This window comes from Allokutzneria sp. NRRL B-24872, from assembly GCF_002155965.1.
In the GTDB taxonomy this organism is placed as follows: Bacteria; Actinomycetota; Actinomycetes; order Mycobacteriales; family Pseudonocardiaceae; genus Allokutzneria.
In genome coordinates this window covers 1-17679 of the sequence record NZ_MUMH01000118.1, presented here as the reverse complement: position 1 = coordinate 17679, position 17679 = coordinate 1, and the positions used below count along the sequence as shown (strand labels likewise).

The window sequence follows — 17679 nt, the reverse complement described above, 5'->3', positions numbered from 1 at the left end:
GTCAGGACCGAGGCTCTGCTGGAGGAAGGAGGGATGCGGTTGCGATGTGGAGCCGGAAACCGCACGGGACGGTGCCGTCCGCGCGGGCGAGGGCGGCGGCCTCGGTGGTGAACTCCGCCCGCAGGTCGGCGAGGGTGCCGGACGGTAGCGGCAGCACGTCGTAGAGACAGGAGACGAGCGGCCACAGCTGTTCGGCGGGAGCGCTCAGATCGATCACCACCGTCTCCCAGGAGACCGGTGCGAACCCGGCCGGACCCAGGATCTCGTCCAGTCCAGCGCGATTCCGGGTGCGCCGGTCCCCGAGTGACGGGATCTGCTGGTGCGGTGGGGCCGACGCGAGCACCGGCCGCAGCAGCGACAGGAACAGCTCGAACGCCTCGCCACCGGCCGCCCCGCCGCCGAGCGCGCAGGCGAAGGTCCCTCCCGGGGCGAGCACCCTGGCGACCTCGGCCGCCACCGCGTCGACGTCGTCCATCAACATCAACGCCATGTGGGAGACGCATGCGTCGAAATCGTTGTCAGGGAAGGGAAGTCGCTGAGCGCGGCCCTCCACCAGCCGGGCGTCGGCCAGCGCCGGACGGCGGCGTGCCACGGCGAGCGAGTCGGGGGAGAGGTCGAGCCCGGTGAGCTCCCTGCCCGCGGCGGCGAGGAGCTCCATCAGGACACCGTCCCCGCAGCCCAGGTCCAGCACGCGCTCGCTGCCCGCCACCCGCGCGGCGAGGAGGTCGTAGCTGGAGCGGCCGTCCGGTCCCCGTCCCTCGCCGAACGTCTGCGACGTCGCCATCGGATGGCTGGCGTGAAACGCTTTCAGGAAGCTTTCCTGTGCTGAGGCGGCCATGCCCCAGCTGTACCGGACGCTCTGGTGCCGCGGCGTGCACGACGGACCGTGTTCGCGCTCGGAGGACAGCTCCGCGAGGTTTCCCGGCGGAGTTGAGCGTGGACGCGGCGGCGGATTCGCGAAGTGGTTTCGGGATGGAGGTGATGTGACGAGCGCAATGATCCACTCCTGCAACGCGCCGGGTTGGTTCGTCGATGCCCCAGGTGACGTGACTATGCGGTGGGGGTAGCGGTGGGGCTGGCGTTTCGGGCGTTCCGGGTGCGGCGCGGGGAAGGTGGTGACACCGACCAGCGGGCGCTGGCGCGGCAGGCGATCATGCCCACCATGCTGTACGGCCCCGAAGTCCCCGACGACGCCTCCGTGCACCAGGTGCTCGACCTCGCCCTGCGCATCGGCGAACTCCAGATGGCCAGCGGTGCTGGCGCGGCCGACGTCACCTCGACCATGCTCGCGGTGACCGACGCGCTGGGCATGCCCACCTGCGAGGTGGACGTGACCTTCACGTCGATCACCATCTGCTGCCACCGCGGGTACGCCGCCGCTCCGGTCAGCGCGACCCGCGTGGTCCGCTCCCGCAGCATGGACTACACGCGGCTGGCCGAGGTGGAACGGCTGGTGCGGCGCATCGCCAGGGGTGCCCTCACCACGGAGCAGGCCCGGATGGTGCTCGACGAGATCAGCTCGGCGCCGCACCCGTACCCGCGCTGGGTGGCCACGCTCGCCTGGTCCGGCATGGCCGCCGCGGTGGCGGTGCTGCTCGGTGGCGGGCTGGTGCTCGCGTGCATCGCCGCGCTGGCGACGGCGCTGATCGACCGGATCGGTCGGCTGGTCAACCGGATCGCGCTGCCGTTCTTCTTCCAGCAGGTGATCGGCGGAGCGCTGGCGACGGGCATCGCGCTCGGCGTGAACGCGCTGCCGGACAGCCTCGGCGGGATGCGGCCGACGCTGGTGATCGCCGCGGGCATCGTGGTGCTGCTGTCCGGGCTGTCGCTGGTCGGCGCCGTGCAGGATGCGATAACCGGCTTCAACGTGACCGCGGCCGGGCGCGCCATGGAGATCACCCTGATGACCATCGGGCTGATCATCGGCGTGGTGCTGGTGCTCAAGCTGGGGGTCGCCGTCGGGTCCCCGCTGACCGTGGGCGAGCCGATCCCACCGCTGCTGGCGCACCTGCCCGCGATGATCGCGGCGGGGGCGGCGACCTCGCTCTGCTTCGCCCTCGCCAGCTACGCCACGCTGCGCACGCTCTCCCTCGCCGGGCTGGCCGGCGCGGCGGGCATGGCCAGCTACGGCGCGCTGATGCTGCTCGGCGTCGACATGATCATCGCGTCTGCGGGCGCGGCGGCGCTGATCGGTTTCGTCGGCGGAGTGGTGTCCAGGCGGCTGAAGATGTCCCCGCTGGCGATCGCGGTCTCCGGGATCACGCCGCTGCTGCCGGGCCTGACCACCTACCAGGCGCTGTTCAAGCTCACGGTGGACCAGGACCTGGCGGGCGGGATGCGCGCGCTGTTCCTCGCGCTGGGCATCGGCCTCGCCCTCGCGGCGGGCGTGGTGCTCGGCGAGTACCTGGCCCAGCCGGTGCGCACCGGGCTGAGCCGCCTGGAGCGCAGGCTCGCGGGCCCGAGGTTCAGCGGTCCGCTGCGCTAGTACCCGGACGAGGTGCGTCGGCACGTCAAGCTAGCCTTGACGGGCTCTACACCCCTGACCAAGGAGAAGCACTCCCGTGATGCGCACGCACGAGGCCGGAAGTCTCCGCGCCGAGCATGCAGGCCAGACCGTCACCCTCACCGGCTGGGTGGCGCGGCGTCGCGATCACGGCGGGGTGATCTTCATCGATCTCCGGGACGCCTCGGGCGTGGTCCAGGTGGTCTTCCGCGAGGGCGAGATGGCCGACCGGGCGCACCGGCTGCGCTCGGAGTTCTGCCTCAAGATCGTCGGCACGGTCGAGATCCGCCCCGAGGGCAACGAGAACGCCGAGATCCCGACCGGCGCCGTGGAGATCACCACCTCCGACCTCGAGGTGCTCAACGAGTCCGCGCCGCTGCCCTTCCCGCTGGACGAGCACGTCGAGGCGGGCGAGGAGATCCGGCTGCGGCACCGCTACCTGGACCTGCGCCGCTCCGGCCCGGCCCGCGCGCTGCGGATGCGCAGCGAGGTCAACCGGATCGCCAGGACCGTCCTGCACGCCAACGACTTCGTCGAGATCGAGACGCCGACGCTGACCCGCTCCACCCCCGAGGGCGCCCGCGACTTCCTGGTGCCCGCGCGGTTGCAGCCGGGCTCCTGGTACGCGCTGCCGCAGTCGCCGCAGCTGTTCAAGCAGCTGCTGATGGTCGGCGGCATGGAGCGCTACTACCAGATCGCGCGCTGCTACCGGGACGAGGACTTCCGCGCCGACCGGCAGCCGGAGTTCACCCAGCTCGACATCGAGATGAGCTTCGTCGACCAGGACGACGTGATCGCGCTGGGCGAGCAGGTGATCTCCGCGCTGTGGAAGGAGCTCGCCGACCACGAGATCGCGCTGCCGATCCCGAGGATCAGCTACGCCGACGCCATGGCGCGCTACGGCAGCGACAAGCCGGACCTGCGCTTCGAGGTCGAGCTGACCGAGCTGACCGAGTACTTCGCCGAGACGCCCTTCCGCGTCTTCCAGGCGCCCTACGTCGGCTGCGTCGTCATGCCCGGCGGGGCGAGCCAGCCGCGCAAGAAGCTGGACGCCTGGCAGGAGTGGGCCAAGCAGCGCGGCGCCAAGGGCCTGGCCTACGTGCTGGTCACCGAGGACGGCACGCTGGGTGGGCCGATCGCCAAGAACCTCAGCGACGCCGAGCGCGAGGGCCTTGCCAAGGCCGCGGGCGCGAACCCGGGTGACTGCGTCTTCTTCGCGGCGGGCCAGCCCAACGACGCGCGCGCGCTGCTCGGCGCGGCCCGCGTGGAGATCGCCCACCGCTGCGGCCTGATCGACGAGGACGCGTGGGCCTTCGCGTGGGTGGTGGACTTCCCGCTGTTCGAGGCCACCGACCAGATCGGTGACGACGTCGCGGTGGGCTCGGGCAAGTGGACCGCGCTGCACCACGCCTTCACCTCGCCGACGCCGGACAGCATCGACACCTTCGAGCAGGACCCCGGCGCGGCCAAGGCCTACGCCTACGACATGGTCTGCAACGGCAACGAGATCGGTGGCGGGTCCATCCGTATCCACCGCGCCGACGTGCAGAAGCGCGTCTTCGAGGTGATGGGCCTGACCGAGGAGGAGTCGCAGGAGAAGTTCGGCTTCCTGCTCGACGCCTTCAAGTACGGCGCGCCCCCGCACGGCGGTATTGCCTACGGCTGGGACCGCATCTGCATGCTGCTGGCCAAGGCCGACTCGCTGCGCGACGTCATCGCCTTCCCGAAGTCCGGTGGCGGTTTCGACCCGCTGACCTCCGCGCCCGCGCAGATCACGCCCCAGCAGCGCAAGGAGGCCGGGGTGGACTTCAAGCCCAAGCCGGTGGAGCCGAAGGGCGAAGCGGCGAGCTGATCGCAGTGCTGCACCTGCGGATCGTCTGCCCGCCGGAGCGCACCGACGCAGTGCTCGGTGTGCTCCGCGCGGAGGCAGGCGCCACCCACCTGGTCCTGTTGCCCGGCGCGGGCCTGGACCCGGCGGGCGACGTGGTGGAGGCCGACGTCGCGCGGGAGGCCGCCGACGCCGTGCTGACCCAGCTGTGCGAGATGCGGCTGGACCACGAGGGCGCGATCACCCTGGAGACCATCGACACCTCGCTCTCCGACGCGGCCGACCGGGCCGAGGAGAACGCGCCCGGCGACGGCGCGGACGCGGTGGTGTGGGAGGAGCTGATCGCGCGCACGGGCGAGGAGTCCCGCCTCACCACCACGTTCCAGGCGTTCATGACGCTGGCCTGCCTGCTCGCGGCGGTCGGCGTGGTGACCGACTCGCCGGTGACGATCGTCGGCGCGATGGTGGTGGGCCCGGAGTTCGGTCCGCTGGCCGCCATCGCGGTCGGGCTCGTGCTGCGCCGCTGGGACCTCGTCCGCAGGGCGGCGCTCGCCGTCGGGGTGGGCTTCCCGCTCGCCATGGTGGTCACGGCGGGCGCGGCGGCGTTGGGCGAAACGGGTGGATTGTTCGACCGAGAAGTGTTCAACGGTGCCCAGCACCAGGTGGATTTCGTCTACCAGGTGGGACCGTTCTCGTTGATCGTCGCGCTGCTCGCGGGCGCGGCCGGGATGCTCGCACTGACCTCCGCCAAGTCCGCGGCGCTGGTCGGCGTGTTCATCTCGGTCACCACCGTGCCCGCCGCGGGCTACGCGGCCGTCGCCGTGGTGCTCGGTGACTGGGGCAAGGCACTGGAGTCCAGCGCCCAGCTCGCGGTCAACCTGGTGGGCATCGTGGTGGCCGCGACGCTCGTGCTGCTGCCGAGGTACCGGCGGAACCGGTTCAGTTCACCCGAGGCGGGTGGACGCCCGCTGGCAGCCGGGTGAACACCCCGACTGTCATCCCCTCGTCACCCGTTCCGCGAGTGACGAGACCGTGCGGAAACGTCATCCTTGAGATGTTTGGGTAGCGATCCCAGGAGGTATCACCGTGGCCGTGTCCCTCGGCGGTGGTGCGCGTTTGCCGGAGTGTAACCAGATCATGTCGGAACGTAGCGAGTGGCGGGGGTAGGTTCGGTGACGATGAGCGTGGACATCACCACCGGACTCGCGGCACCGCACGACACGGGGCCGCACAACGGCGTTCGCTCGGACACGGAGACCGCGACGACGGTGGCGGCGGCCGAGTCCGTGCTGAGCCGCCGCTTCGGCGCGCCCGTGCGACTGGACGCCGACGAGGACCTGGGCGGCAGCGACCGCTCGGTCGTGCTGCGCGTGCGCGTGGCCGAGACGCCGTTCTCGCTGCCGAGGACCATGGTCGTGAAGCACTACCACGACCATGTCGACGGCAGCCGTCCCGATCCCTTCGCCCACGAGGCCGCGAGCAGCCAGCTCTTCACCGCGCTCACCGCGCCGGAGCGGGTCAGCCCGGAGCTGATGGCGCACGGTGTGGCCGAGCGCGTGCTGGTGATGGAGGACCTGGGCCGCGCGCCGACGCTGGCGGACAAGCTGCTCGGCGAGGACCCCAGAGCTGCGGAGAGTTCGCTGCTGGCATGGGCCCGCGCGCTGGGCAGGCTGCACGCCACAACGGCGGGCCGCGAGGCGGACTTCGACGCGCTGATGCGCCGTCTGGGCGAACGTTCGTGGCGGGACCCGATCGCGGGTGAGGCGCGGGTCGCCCTCACCGAGCTGCCCGAGCTGCTGGCCGATGCCCTTGGCGTGCAAGGCAATCCGGACGCCGAGAAGTACGCGGCCGGGACCGCGCACCTGTTGGAGGGCACGCGCTACCGGGCGTTCAGCCCATCGGATGTCTGCCCGGACAACAACCTGGTGACCAGCCGGGGCGTGCGCTTCCTGGACTTCGAGTGGGGCTGCATGCGCGACATCGCGCTGGACGCGGCCTACCTGCGGGTGCCGTTCCCGTCCTGCTGGTGCTCCTTCTCGCTGCCGCCCGGCATGACCGAGGCGATGCTCGCGGCGTGGCGGGCCGAGGTCAGCGTGGTGTGGCCGGACCTGGACGACGACGCGGTGCTGCTGCCGAGGCTGCTGGACGCGCAGGTGCTGTGGGTGTGGCTGTCGACCTGGTGGCTGCTGCCGCGCATCACGGAGCAGGACGGCCCGATCGACGCGAACATGGTGTCGCCGCGCCGCAGCGCCGCACTGGCCGACCGTTGGCGCCGGTTGCACACCGACGCCGTGGCCTGCGGGCGGATCGCGGTGGCCGAGCACGCCCGTTCCGTTGCCGAAGCAATCGTTTCCCGGTTCGGCGCGGTGGCCGAGCGGCTGCCGCTGTACCCGGCTTTCCGCTAGCTTCCCGAGGGATGACACCGCCGCGTTCTCGTTCTCGCGCCTCCGCCGGGCTGCCGCCGATCACGCCGGAGCAGGTGGTGGACGCGGCGGTGCGGCTGACCGTCCGGGACGGGCTGGAGGGCTGGTCGGTCCGCCAGCTCGCCGCGGAGCTCGGGGTCGGCGCCGCCGTGGTCTACCACCACGTCGGCGACCGGCAGAAGGTGACGACGGCGGTCACCGAGCGGGTGATCGCCCAGGTCCCGGTGCCCGGCGCGGACCTGCCGTGGCGGGAGTGGTTCGGCACGCTGCTCTCCGACGTGCGCAAGGTGGCGCTGCACTACCACGGTGTCGCGCGGCAGATGGTGCTGCTCGGGCCGGTGGTGAGCGCGGCGCGCGATATCATCGACGAGGGTGTCGGCGTGCTGAAGGCCGCTGGTTTCGGCGACGAGGCCGCCACGATCTACAGCTTCCTGGTCAACACCGCGTTCAACCTGATCGCGGTGGAGGACGACCGCAACGCCCAGCCCGAGGCGCGGCTGGAACACGCCAGGATGCTCGCCGAGCTGGCCACCGAGCGGGACAGCACCGGGTTGGCCGCGATGGGTGAGTGGCTGCGCGCCCGCTCGACGGACCTGGACAAGCTGCGCGCCTACGACGCCGAGTTCTACCGCTACTGCGTGGAGCGGGCGCTGGACGGAGCGCAGGCGCGGCTCGTCGCGATCCGCCGTCGTCGCCGCTAGATCGGTGTTGAACGGATTTTTGCCCGCCGAACATGAGGATCTTGCGCACAGAGTGCTATCTCACGTGCGCCGATGCGCCTTGTTCACACCCACATTCACTAGTTAGGCTCCCCTAAGGGATGACACTGTGATACGGGGAGTGACGGGCATGGTCTGGCCGCTGGTCGCGCGGGACACCGAGCTGGCACGGATCGGCGCCGCCTTCACCGGGGGACGCGGCGTGGTGCTGACCGGGGAGCCCGGCACCGGGCGGAGCCGCTTGCTGGACGAGGCGGTCGACCTCGCGGTGGGTGTGGCGGAGGGGCACGTCGCGCACTCCCTCGACGGGTGGCCCACGACCGGTCGGATCGTGCTCGTGCTCGACGACGCCCAGCTGCTGGAGCCCGAGGTGGCCGACCGGGTGTGCCGCGCCGCCGCGCTGGACCGGGTCACCGTGGTGGTCGCCGTGCGCAACGGGGAGTGGGTGCCGGACGGGATCAGCCGGTTGTGGCTGGACGGGCTGGCCGAGCGCGTGGAGGTGCGGCCGTTCGACCACGACGAGATCCGCGCGGTCCTGCTCGCCCGACTCGGCGCGGTGGTCGACGACGCGACGACCGAGGGCATGGGGCTGCTCACGGCGGGCAATCCGTTGCTGCTGCGGGAGCTGACCGAGCACGCGGTGGCCGAGGGCAGCCTGCGCCGGATCGGCGGGGTGTGGAGCTGGTCCGGTCTCGCCTGCGCGGACGGCAGGCTGGCCGACGTGGTCCGGACGCGGCTGGGCAGGCTGAGCCCGGACGAGGCCGAGCTGATCAACATGGTCTCCCTCGCCGGAACGCTGTGCGTGGACCGGTTCCCGGCGCTCGCGCAGGCAGCGGAATCGCTCAACCGCCGTGGAGTCCTTGTGGTGGAAGGGGCCTGTGTGCGGATGACCTACCCGTTGTGCGGTGAGGTCGTCGCGGCCGTCATGCCGGAGCTGACCGCGCGCAGGCTCCGCGCACTCCTCGCGCCAGCGCGCCGGAAGCCGGTCCGCCGCGTTCTGCCCTGCGTGGGTACCGGTTCTGGCCTCACTTCGCGTGAGCGCGAGGTCGCGCAGTACGCGGCGGACGGGCTGACCAACCGCGACATCGCGGACCTGCTCGTGGTCTCGGTGCGCACGGTGGAGAACCACCTGCAACGCGTGTACGGCAAGCTCGGCATCACTACGCGCGTCGCTCTCGCCGCGGCGCTCTCCGCCTAGCGCGGCGCACCAACGGCGCGGCGTCGATGCCGAGGCAACGGGAGCTGAAGGACGCCAGTGCGCTGAGGTAGTCCTCTCGCAGCACGTCCTCGTCGGTCCGCGTCCCGCGCCCGCCGGAGATCAGCACCTGTCCGTCGACGATGACCGTGTCCACGTCGTTGGAGCAGCCGAGCGACAGGAAAGCCTCCAACGGATTGGGCTGCAACACATAGCGCCAGTCCTCGGTCGGCACGAGCACGAGGTCGGCCCGGTTTCCCCTTGTCAGGCTGCCGATCTCCGGCCAGCGCAGTCCCCGCGCCGGAACGCGGGTGGCCATGGCGAGGGCGGTGGTCGGTGGCAGGGCTTCGGGATCGCCGGTGCGTTCGCCGAAGCCGAGCCAGGCGGCGCGCACGGCTTCGACCATTCCGGGCAACGGCAGCGGAAGGCCGTCCGTGGACAGGGAAAGCTCAAGATCGCTGACCGAGCCCTCGGTCAGCGCGGTCTCGCCGGACATGCCGTACTTCGCGGGGGAGATGTTCACCTGAGCGCCCGCGTCGCGGAGCAGTTGGCGCTCCTCGGCGTCGGCGAATCCACAGTGGACAGCCATCAGGCGATCGTTGACCAGGCCGAGTTCGGCCAGCCGTCGCACGCCGGTCGTGCCGTAGTAGCGCAGCATCACGTCGGCTTCGTTGCGCAGTGCTCCGACGTGGGTGGCGAAAGGAAGGTCGTGGCGCGTGGTGAGCTCAGCCAGCCCTCGGCCGAGCTCATCGGTCATGTTCGTGACGTAGATGGAGGACGGGCGGCAGCGGACCAGCTCGGAGCGCGACGGCAGCAGCGACTCGACGCGCGCGAGGACGGTATCGGCGTCGCGTGTTCTGGTGGGCTTGTCCTCGTCCGGCGAGCACACCGCGTCGGCCGCCCATGTGCTGACAGCACAACGCATTCCCAGCTCTTCGGCTGCCGTCGCGAGTGCTTCCGGGCGGTTGATCGAGCCCGCGTCGCCGAGCGTCGTGACGCCGCTGCGCAGCTGTGTCCACAGCGAGTAGCGCGCGACCGCCGTCGCCTCGTCGACGGTCAGCAGATCGCCGAAGCCGGCTGAGGAGTCGAAGGACGCTGACACCGCGTGCAGATCGCCGCCGCAGCTGAGAAAACCGGAGTTCGGCTTGGCGAGGCGCATCGCGAAGGTCTCGTGCCAGTGCGCGTTCACGAAGCCCGGCAACGCCATCATGTGCCGCGCGTCGAGCACGGTCAGCTGCTCCGGCGGGATCTGCGCGACCACTGGGCCGATCTCCGCCGCCGTGCCGACCTCGGCGATCCGGCCATCGACGATGAGCAGAGAACCCGTTGGTACGACTCGGTTGTCGGTATCAGCGGTGTAGACGCAGGCGTCCTGGACGAGGAGGGCGCTCACCGGTCAGGCCGCGTTCAGGTGGGCCAACCAGCTGTCCAGGGTCGGCTCGGTGACCAGGGTCTCGAAGGACACCGGCAGCTTCTGCCTGCGCCAGCGGCTGACCAGGCGCATGATCTCCAGCGAGCTGATGCCGAGCAGCACCAGGTTCGCGTCGCCCGCGATCTCCTCGGTCGGCCGGTTCAGCACCGTCGCCAGGGTCTCGCGCAGCTGGAGTTCGGTCACGTTCATCGCAGGGCCTTCCGGTCGACCTTTCCCAGCGGTGTCAGGGGAAAGGCATCGATGATCTTGAGGAGGTCGGGCAGCTTGTACTCGGCGACGTCGCGGCCGTGCATGAACGCGCGCAGCTCGTCAAGGCTCGGCGCGGTGCCCCTGGGCACGACGTGGGCGCAGATCCGCTCGCCGAGGAACTCGTCCGCGACGCCGACCACCGCGACGCCGGCGACGGAGGGGTGCTCGGCGAGGTGCGACTCGACCTCGCCCGAGGAGATCTTGTCGCCGCCGCGGATGATCATGTCCTTGATGCGGCCCTCGATCACCAGCTCACCGTTCTCGGTCAGCCGTGCGAGATCGCCGGAGCGGTAGAATCCGTCCTCGGTGAACGCTTTCTCGTTGTGCTCGGGCACCCGGTAGTAGCCGCGCAGCGTGTACGGGCCGCGCGTGATCAGCTCGCCGATCTCCCCGGCGGGAACGTCATTTCCGGATTCGTCGGCGATGCGCATCTCGTCGGCGGGGGAGATCGGAGTGCCCTGCGTGTCGAGTGCGTCCACGTCGTTCCGGGTGAACGTGAGCAGTCCCTCCGCCATGCCGAAGACCTGCTGCAAGCGGCAGTTCAGCGCCGGACCGATGCTCTTCACGAACTCCGGTCGCATTCGCGCGCCACCGACCTGGAGCAGCCGCAGGGTGGAGATGTCGGAGTCTGTCCATTCCGCGACCTCGACCCAGATCTGCGTGAGCGAGGGCACGAGTGCGGTGACGGTGACACCTTCGCGCTCGATCAGCGAAAAGCACTCGTCAGGCGACGGGGTGTCGGCGATGACGGCCTTGCCGCCGTTCCAGAGGGTTCCGAGAACGCCGGGGCTGCCCCACGCGAAGTTGAACTCGATCGGCAGCGCGGCGAGGTAGACGTCATCAGCGGAGAGTTCGCAGACGGAAGCCGCTGTGCGCGTCTGGTAGACGTAGTCGTCGTGCGTGCGCGGGATCAGCTTGGGAAGTGCCGTCGTACCACCGGAAAGCAAGAAGAACGCGACATCGGACGGATCGGGCTCGGGGAAGTCCCTCGGCGCCCCTGCGATGTCGGACTCCAGGTCGAAGCGGAGCTGGAAATCGATCTGCTTGGCCATGTCGCGGTAGTCGAAACCGCGATGCGTGCCGGGGCCGATGTAGGCCGTGGCTCCGCTGAGTTCCTGGAGATGACGGATTTCGGTGTGCCGGTGCGCGGCGAGCGCGAAGACGGGTTTGGCGCCGAGCCGGAACAGCGCGAAGCAGATCGCCACGAACTCCGGGACGTTCGGGAGCTGTACGACGACGCGCTCGTCGGGCTTGATGCCGTGATCGGCGAATCCAGCCGCGAGGCGATCAGCCCACTCGTCCAGCTCCACATAGGAAATCCGGCGTTCGCCGTGCACCAACGCGGTGCGCTGGCCGAACTGCTGCGCGGTGGCTCGAAGGACTGCGCCGAGGGATTCGCCGCGCCAATAGCCTTCTGCCCGGTAGCGCTCCGCGAACTCGGCGGGCCAAGGCGTGCATCCGTCCAGCATCAGTGCTCCAAGATTTCTACGACGGCGCACCCGGATTCCATCCCGGTGGTCGCGCCGACCAGCAGCACGAACTCGCCGGGCTGGACCTTTCCGTTGCGCCACAAGTCTTCCAGGCCCAAGAAGAGGTCGGCGGCTCCCGTGTGCCCGACGGTTTTGGTGTAGTCCCAGATCCCACGTTCGTCGTCGATGTCCAGCGAGTCCAGGAAAATGGCGTCCAGCGCACCACGGGAATAGCCCGGGTGGCAGACGCGGCTCACCTGGTCGAAGGTGAGCCCGGCTTCCTTGAGCGTGCGCTCGGCGATCTCCGCGACCTGTTCCCCGAAGTGCAGGATCGGCGGAGCCTCACCCGCTGCCCACTGTTCGCGCACGCGTTCACTTCGCTCGTGGAAGTTCAGCCCGCGACCGATCGTGGCGCCCGGCGGGAACAGGTTCTCGCCCGCGCGGTGCAGGATTTCCATGCGGGGGTTGGACAGCGAGCCGATCGCGTGCACCTTCGCGAATCCTGTTCGCCGGGAAACCGCGACGGCCGAAGCGCCATCGGCGAGCAGGAACAGCTTCGACGCCCGCCAGCGGTCGACGATCGGCGTGGAGAAGTTGTCCGCGGTCGTGATCAGCGCGGCGTCGTGCGCGGGATCGGCGATCAGCCGGTGCGCGGCGGCTTCGACTCCGGCGAGCATGCCCAAACACCCTTGGCGCAGCTCCAATGCGGGAATCGGCCGGTTGAGGGTGTTCAGGAGGATGTAGTGCGCCGCCGACCAGCCCTCGGGTCCCTGAGGATGGGTGGAACTGTGCAGGAGAACGCCGAACTCGTCGGGGTCGAGCTCTTCCAGTGCTTTCCTGGCAGCGGCGATCGCCATGTCCGGCGCGGGCTCGTCCGGGCTGACGGTGACGGCTTCCATCTCGCCGAACTCACGTTCTGCGGCGTCGTACCAGCCCTCGGCCACCGCGTGGTCGGTCGTCACACGTGGTGGCAGGTAGCTGCCGATACCGGCTAGGAACAGGCTTTCGGTCCGCACGAGGGAAGCTCAACACGGTGAGCCCGCCATGGCGTGAGTAGCCGGGTACTCAACTTGCCCAGCTACTCACGCGCACGTCCCCGTGTGCGTGCTGAGCTTTGTTCCGTGGACGTCGCTATCGTGGGTCTGGGCTGCCGTTTTGCTGGTGGAGTCACTTCGCCGGAGCTGTTCTGGTCGTTTTTGATGTCGGGTTCCCGCGCTGTCGGCGAGGTGCCGGAGGGGCGTTGGGACGCGGCCTGGTCGAAGTCGCGGGAGAACGCGGCCGTGCTGTCGCGGGTGACTTCGCGAGGAGCTTTCCTGGACGACATCTCAGGGTTCGACAACGCGTTCTTCGGCGTTTCGGGAACCGAGGCAGAACAGCTCGACCCGCAACAGCGCATGGCGCTCGAAGTCGCTTGGGAAGCGCTCGAACACGCGGGCATCGACCCGACGACGCTCGCGGGCACGGACACCGGTGTGTTCATGGGCGTTGGCTCGGACGACTACGGGCGGAGGCTGCTCGAAGACCTGCCCGAAGTCCGAGCCTGGACGGGAATCGGTGCCTCCGCGTGCGCGGTGGCGAACCGGATCTCGTACACGTTGGACCTGCGCGGGCCGAGCTTTTCCGTTGACACAGCTTGTTCTTCGTCGCTGGTCGCGTTGAACCAGGCTTGCCGCAGCGTTGCCTCCGGGGAAGCCCCGCTGGCGCTCGCGGGCGGCGTGATGCTCATGTCCGGGCCGGGGCTGACGGCCGTGCTCGACGAGGCCGGGGCGATCTCGCCGGACGGCCGCTCGAAGACGTTCTCCGATGCCGCGGACGGGTACGGGCGCGGTGAAGGGTGTGGCGTCGTCGTGGTGAAGCGCTTGGCGGACGCGCTTGCCGACGGTGATCACGTGTGGGCGGTCGTGCGCGGCGGCGCGGTTCGCCAGGACGGCCGGACCGACGGGATCATGGCTCCGTCGAAGGAAGCGCAGGAGCACCTGCTGCGCGCGGCCTACGCCGACGCCGGGGTCGATCCGCGCGAGGTCGGCTACGTGGAGGCGCACGGGACCGGGACCCGCGTCGGAGATCCGATCGAGGTCGGCGCACTGTCCACTGTGGTCGGTGAAGGCGGATGCCTCGTCGGGTCGGTGAAGACCAACCTCGGGCACACCGAAGCCGCCGCGGGCATCGCCGGAGTGATCAAGACCGCGCTCGCGCTGGACGCCGGTGTGATCCCGCCGACCGTGGTGGAGACGTCGCTGCGCGAGGACATCGACTGGGCGGGCCTGGAGGTCGTGACCTCGCCGCGCCCGTTGGAGTCGCCGTTCGCGGGCGTGGCCAGCTACGGGTACGGCGGCACGATCGCGCACGTCGTGCTGGAGCGGGGGCCTGAGCGTGCTGCTCCCTCTTCATCGGCTGGCGGGCTTCGCGTCTATCCGGTGTCCGGGGGGTCTCCGGAGGCGGTTCGCGAACAGGCTTCGCGGCTCGTGTCGGCGATCGGCGAGCGCTCTCTCGCCGATGTCGGGCACACACTGGCCCACCGCCGTGCGCACCTGCCGACACGTGCGGCGGTGGTCGCCAGTGATCACGCGACGCTCGCTGCCGGGCTGGAATCGGTTTCCCCGGTCACTTCCACTGCTTCTGACGTGGTGTGGGTGTTCTCCGGGCACGGCGCGCAGTGGTCGGGGATGGGCCGCTCCCTGCTGGTCGATTCGCCCGAGTTCGCCGCAGTGATCGACCGGCTGGAGCCGATTTTCCTTGCGGAGCTCGGTGTTTCGCCGCGCGCTGTGCTGGAGTCCGGCTCGTTGGGCGGTGTGGACTGCATCCAGTCGATGCTGTTCGCGATGCAGATCGGCCTCGCGGCGGTACTGACGTCGTCCGGCGTCCGCCCGGCGGCGGTGATCGGGCACTCCGTCGGGGAGATCGCGGCGGCCGTGGTCGCGGGCTCGTTGACGGAGGAGCAAGGCGCGCGGCTGGTGTGCCGTCGTTCTCGCCTGCTGCCGTTGGCGGCCGGTCAGGGCGCGATGGCGATGGTGGACATGTCGTTCTCCTCGGCGTCCTCGTTGCTGGCCGGACGGTCGGACGTGGTGCCCGCGATCGCGGCGGCTCCGGCTTCGACGGTTCTTGCCGGCACGCCTGCCGCGCTGGACGCATTCTTGTCCACTTTGGACGGACATGTGGTTCGTCGAGTTGACTCCGATGTCGCTTTCCACTCGCCGCAGATGGAGCCGTTGGCTGTTTCGCTGGCCTCGGCGGTGGCAGATCTCGTGCCTTCTTCTCCTTCTGTTCCTTTGTACGTCACCGCCGTTTCCGATCCGCGGTCCGCTCCGCGCCAGGATGCTTCGTACTGGGCGCAGAACCTGCGCAATCCCGTGTTGTTCAAGGACGCGGTGGAGGCTGCGGTCGAAGACGGCTTCCGCGTGTTCCTGGAGGTTTCCGCGCATCCAGTGGTCAGCCACTCGATCAACGAGGTGTTGGGCGGCAAGGGTGCTGTCGTGCCGTGCCTCCGCCGGAACAAGCCGGAGCTTCTTGGCGTGCTTTCTGCTGTTAGGTCGTTGTACAGCCACGGGGTCGACGTGGACTGGTCGGCGCTTCAGCCCGATGGCGCTTTGACTGATCTGCCGGGAGTTGCTTGGCAGCACAAGCGCCATTGGGTTTCCGGTCCGAGCACGTCGTTTCCCGCGGACACGTTGCTCGGCACGCCGGTGACTGTGCACGGTTCGTCGACGCGAGTGTGGAACACGACGTTGAATGTGCGCACGCGGCCTTACCCGGGGCGGCATCCCGTGCTGGACACAGAGATCGTGCCTGCCGCCGTGCTGCTCAACACGTTCCTGACAGCGGGGGAGTGTTCTGGGCTTCGTGATGTCTCACTTCGGAACCCGGTGGTGGTGCCGTCGTCGGGTGCGCGCGAAGTGCAGATCGTTCGTGACGGCAACAGCATGCGCATTGTCTCCGATGGCGCGGTCACGACCTCGGCTTTGGTGGAATCAGGTTCGTCGGGTGCTGGCTTCTCGGTTGACGCTTCGTCGGAGTTGGCGCCGGACTACGTGATCTCGCGGCTGGCTGAGTTGGGCGTCGCGGCCATGGGGTACCCGTGGCGCTTATCGGAGCTTCGGCGTGGCGACGGCGTCCTTTCCGGGCAGATGGTCACGGACGTTCCCGGGTGGGCTTCGGTGCTGGACGCGGCGCTGTCCATGGCTTCCGTTGTGTTCGACGGGCCTGCCGTGTTGCGGATGCCGTCTTTCTTGGCGCGGTTCGGAGTGTCTGGGACCGCTCCTTTGTCCGCGGCGATCTCGGTCCGGGTGTCGGGTCCGTCCACTGTGGATGTGTGGATTTCTGGCCCCGGTGGCTCGGCGTGCTTCGAGGGACTGCGTTACGGAGAGCTGACCGCAGAGGCTGACTCGCTCGCGGAGCTTCGGTACTCGGTTGTCTGGCAGGAGCTGCCTGAAGGCGATTCTGAGCCGCTCTCGTCGGTGTCGGTTCTGGGCGACGCGAAGTTGGCTGCCGCGCTGGGGGTTCCCGAGGGGGATTCCGGTGCACATGTTCTGTGTGCCGTTGACTCCGTTGAGGACTTGCTGTCGCTTGTGCGGTCGCATTCCGGCTCGCGGCTGTGGTGTGTCACGTCATCCGCGTCGTTGATGGGCGTGAGTCGCGTTCTGGCGAGCGAGCACCCGGAGTTCTGGGGTGGTGCCATCGAGCTGCCTTCACAGGTTTCCGCTCTGGACGCATCGGCATTGGGGCGTGCGTTGGCGTCTCGTGAGCCTGTCCTGGCTGTGCGAGATGGTGCGGTCTTCGTGCCTCGGTTGACTCCAGTCTCCGGTTCCGCTTCGTTCCAGCGCAGTCCTTCGGGCACGTATCTGATCACCGGTGGATTCGGTGCTCTGGGCTTGGAGATGGCTTCGCACCTGGCTCAGCGCGGTGCTCGCCGCCTGGTGCTGCTCGGCCGGACGCCGTTACCTCCGCGCTCGATGTGGCCCGCTTCTTCGCCGATCCTCGCTTTGGAGGCGGCCGGAGTGAGCGTGTTCCCCGTGTGTGCCGATATCGCGGATCTCGCTTCGGTGCGGTCGGCATTGGAAGCCGTTCAGGCTCCACCGATCACCGGTGTGGTGCACGCGGCAGGCGTCGTCCACAGTGGACTCGTTGGGTCGTTGTCCGCTGCGGACTTCGATTCCGTCATGCGGCCCAAGGTTTCGGGCGCTCGCGTGCTCGACGCCTTGTTCCCGCCAGGCTCGTTGGAGTTCATGGTCTTCTTCTCCTCCGCCGGGCCGTTGTTGGGATTGCCGGGGCAAGCTGCTTATGCGGCGGCGAACGCGTTCCTCGACGACCTGGCTTGTCGGCGGGGCGGGGAGACCGTGAGCCTCGCGTGGACGAGCTGGCGCGGGCTCGGCATGTCGACTTCGGCTTCGGCGACGGACGTGGAGTTGGCGGCGCGGGGGACTGCGGACATCACGGCTGCTCAGGCTCTGCGGGCGTTCGATCAGTCTGTGGGGTGCGGGGAGAACGTGGTCGCGGTGCTTCGAGTGCTGCGGGAACATTCCGGGCCTCGGCCGTTGGTGCTGTCCTCGTTGGTCGCTTCTTCCGCTCCGGTTGTGGTGGGGGATGTTTCGGAGATCGTGCTGACTCGGGTTGCTGAGGTGTTGGGGGTGGACGCTTCTGTGGTCGGGGATCGGCCGTTGAGTGAATTGGGGGTGGATTCTTTGCTGGCTTCTGCTTTGCGGGTGGAGTTGGAGAAGGCTGTGGGAGTGGCTTTGCCTGCGACGTTGTTGTGGAACTATCCGTCGGTGGGGGCGATTGTGGGGTATTTGTCGGGGGTTGTTGGGGCTTGAGCCGGGCTTCCAGCGTGGCCCGGCTTCCAGCTTGCGCCGGTACCAGCGTGGGGT

At 69.3% G+C, this 17679-nt stretch carries 12 protein-coding genes; 7 read left to right on the top strand and 5 right to left on the bottom strand.

Going from position 1 to position 17679, the window contains the following annotated elements; translation table 11 throughout:
* Position 1 precedes the first annotated feature (1 nt).
* Positions 2–838: a class I SAM-dependent methyltransferase gene (locus tag CCN37_RS27585; protein WP_086826299.1), complete on the bottom strand. Its 837-nt coding sequence runs from the start codon at positions 836–838 to the stop codon at positions 2–4.
* Between the two features lie 315 nt (positions 839–1153).
* Between CCN37_RS27585 and CCN37_RS27580 the strand changes: the two genes are divergently transcribed.
* The 6 genes from CCN37_RS27580 (at position 1154) to CCN37_RS27555 (ending at position 8671) form a co-directional block, all read left to right on the top strand.
* A complete protein-coding gene (locus CCN37_RS27580; RefSeq protein WP_086826356.1) occupies positions 1154–2485 on the top strand; it encodes a threonine/serine exporter ThrE family protein in 1332 nt (443 codons plus the stop codon).
* A 76-nt stretch (positions 2486–2561) separates the two neighbouring features.
* A complete protein-coding gene (aspS, locus tag CCN37_RS27575) occupies positions 2562–4355 on the top strand; it encodes an aspartate--tRNA ligase (protein ID WP_086826297.1) in 1794 nt (597 codons plus the stop codon).
* Positions 4356–4360: 5 nt separating this feature from the next.
* Positions 4361–5314, top strand: coding sequence for a DUF389 domain-containing protein (locus CCN37_RS27570; protein WP_086826294.1), 954 nt, complete (start codon positions 4361–4363; stop codon positions 5312–5314).
* A gap of 195 nt (positions 5315–5509) precedes the next feature.
* Positions 5510–6736 carry a hypothetical protein gene (locus tag CCN37_RS27565; protein WP_086826354.1) on the top strand — a complete coding sequence of 409 codons (1227 nt, stop codon included), beginning with the start codon at positions 5510–5512 and terminating at the stop codon, positions 6734–6736.
* An 11-nt stretch (positions 6737–6747) separates the two neighbouring features.
* Complete coding sequence (locus CCN37_RS27560; RefSeq protein WP_086826293.1) at positions 6748–7455, top strand: TetR/AcrR family transcriptional regulator; 708 nt, start codon at positions 6748–6750, stop codon at positions 7453–7455.
* A gap of 148 nt (positions 7456–7603) precedes the next feature.
* On the top strand, positions 7604–8671 hold the full coding sequence (locus CCN37_RS27555; RefSeq protein ID WP_086826291.1) for a helix-turn-helix transcriptional regulator: 1068 nt from the start codon (positions 7604–7606) through the stop codon (positions 8669–8671).
* Here the strand turns inward: CCN37_RS27555 and CCN37_RS27550 are convergent.
* Genes CCN37_RS27550 through CCN37_RS27535 form a run of 4 tightly spaced genes read right to left on the bottom strand, consistent with a single transcriptional unit; the run spans position 8634 to position 12834 of the window.
* Positions 8634–10061 carry an amidohydrolase family protein gene (locus CCN37_RS27550; protein ID WP_086826290.1) on the bottom strand — a complete coding sequence of 476 codons (1428 nt, stop codon included), beginning with the start codon at positions 10059–10061 and terminating at the stop codon, positions 8634–8636. The genes CCN37_RS27555 and CCN37_RS27550 overlap by 38 nt on opposite strands.
* 3 nt (positions 10062–10064) lie before the next feature.
* A complete protein-coding gene (locus tag CCN37_RS27545) occupies positions 10065–10289 on the bottom strand; it encodes a phosphopantetheine-binding protein (RefSeq protein ID WP_086826288.1) in 225 nt (74 codons plus the stop codon).
* Positions 10286–11818: a (2,3-dihydroxybenzoyl)adenylate synthase gene (locus tag CCN37_RS27540; RefSeq protein ID WP_086826286.1), complete on the bottom strand. Its 1533-nt coding sequence runs from the start codon at positions 11816–11818 to the stop codon at positions 10286–10288. The genes CCN37_RS27545 and CCN37_RS27540 overlap by 4 nt, the downstream gene beginning before the upstream one ends.
* Positions 11818–12834 (bottom strand): ketoacyl-ACP synthase III family protein, encoded by a 1017-nt coding sequence (locus CCN37_RS27535; RefSeq protein WP_086826284.1) that lies wholly within the window; start codon positions 12832–12834, stop codon positions 11818–11820. The genes CCN37_RS27540 and CCN37_RS27535 overlap by 1 nt, the downstream gene beginning before the upstream one ends.
* A gap of 84 nt (positions 12835–12918) precedes the next feature.
* Between CCN37_RS27535 and CCN37_RS27530 the strand changes: the two genes are divergently transcribed.
* On the top strand, positions 12919–17625 hold the full coding sequence (locus tag CCN37_RS27530) for an SDR family NAD(P)-dependent oxidoreductase (protein WP_371505115.1): 4707 nt from the start codon (positions 12919–12921) through the stop codon (positions 17623–17625).
* The last annotated feature ends 54 nt before the right edge of the window (positions 17626–17679 follow it).

Bases quoted from the DNA above. Each gene is read 5' to 3' on its own strand.
- CCN37_RS27585 (WP_086826299.1), bottom strand. From the start codon at position 838: ATGGCCGCCTCAGCACAGGAAAGCTTCCTGAAAGCGTTTCACGCCAGC.
- CCN37_RS27580 (WP_086826356.1), top strand. From the start codon at position 1,154: ATGCCCACCATGCTGTACGGCCCCGAAGTCCCCGACGACGCCTCCGTG.
- CCN37_RS27565 (WP_086826354.1), top strand. From the start codon at position 5,510: ATGAGCGTGGACATCACCACCGGACTCGCGGCACCGCACGACACGGGG.
- CCN37_RS27560 (WP_086826293.1), top strand. From the start codon at position 6,748: ATGACACCGCCGCGTTCTCGTTCTCGCGCCTCCGCCGGGCTGCCGCCG.
- CCN37_RS27555 (WP_086826291.1), top strand. From the start codon at position 7,604: ATGGTCTGGCCGCTGGTCGCGCGGGACACCGAGCTGGCACGGATCGGC.
- CCN37_RS27545 (WP_086826288.1), bottom strand. From the start codon at position 10,289: ATGAACGTGACCGAACTCCAGCTGCGCGAGACCCTGGCGACGGTGCTG.
- CCN37_RS27540 (WP_086826286.1), bottom strand. From the start codon at position 11,818: ATGCTGGACGGATGCACGCCTTGGCCCGCCGAGTTCGCGGAGCGCTAC.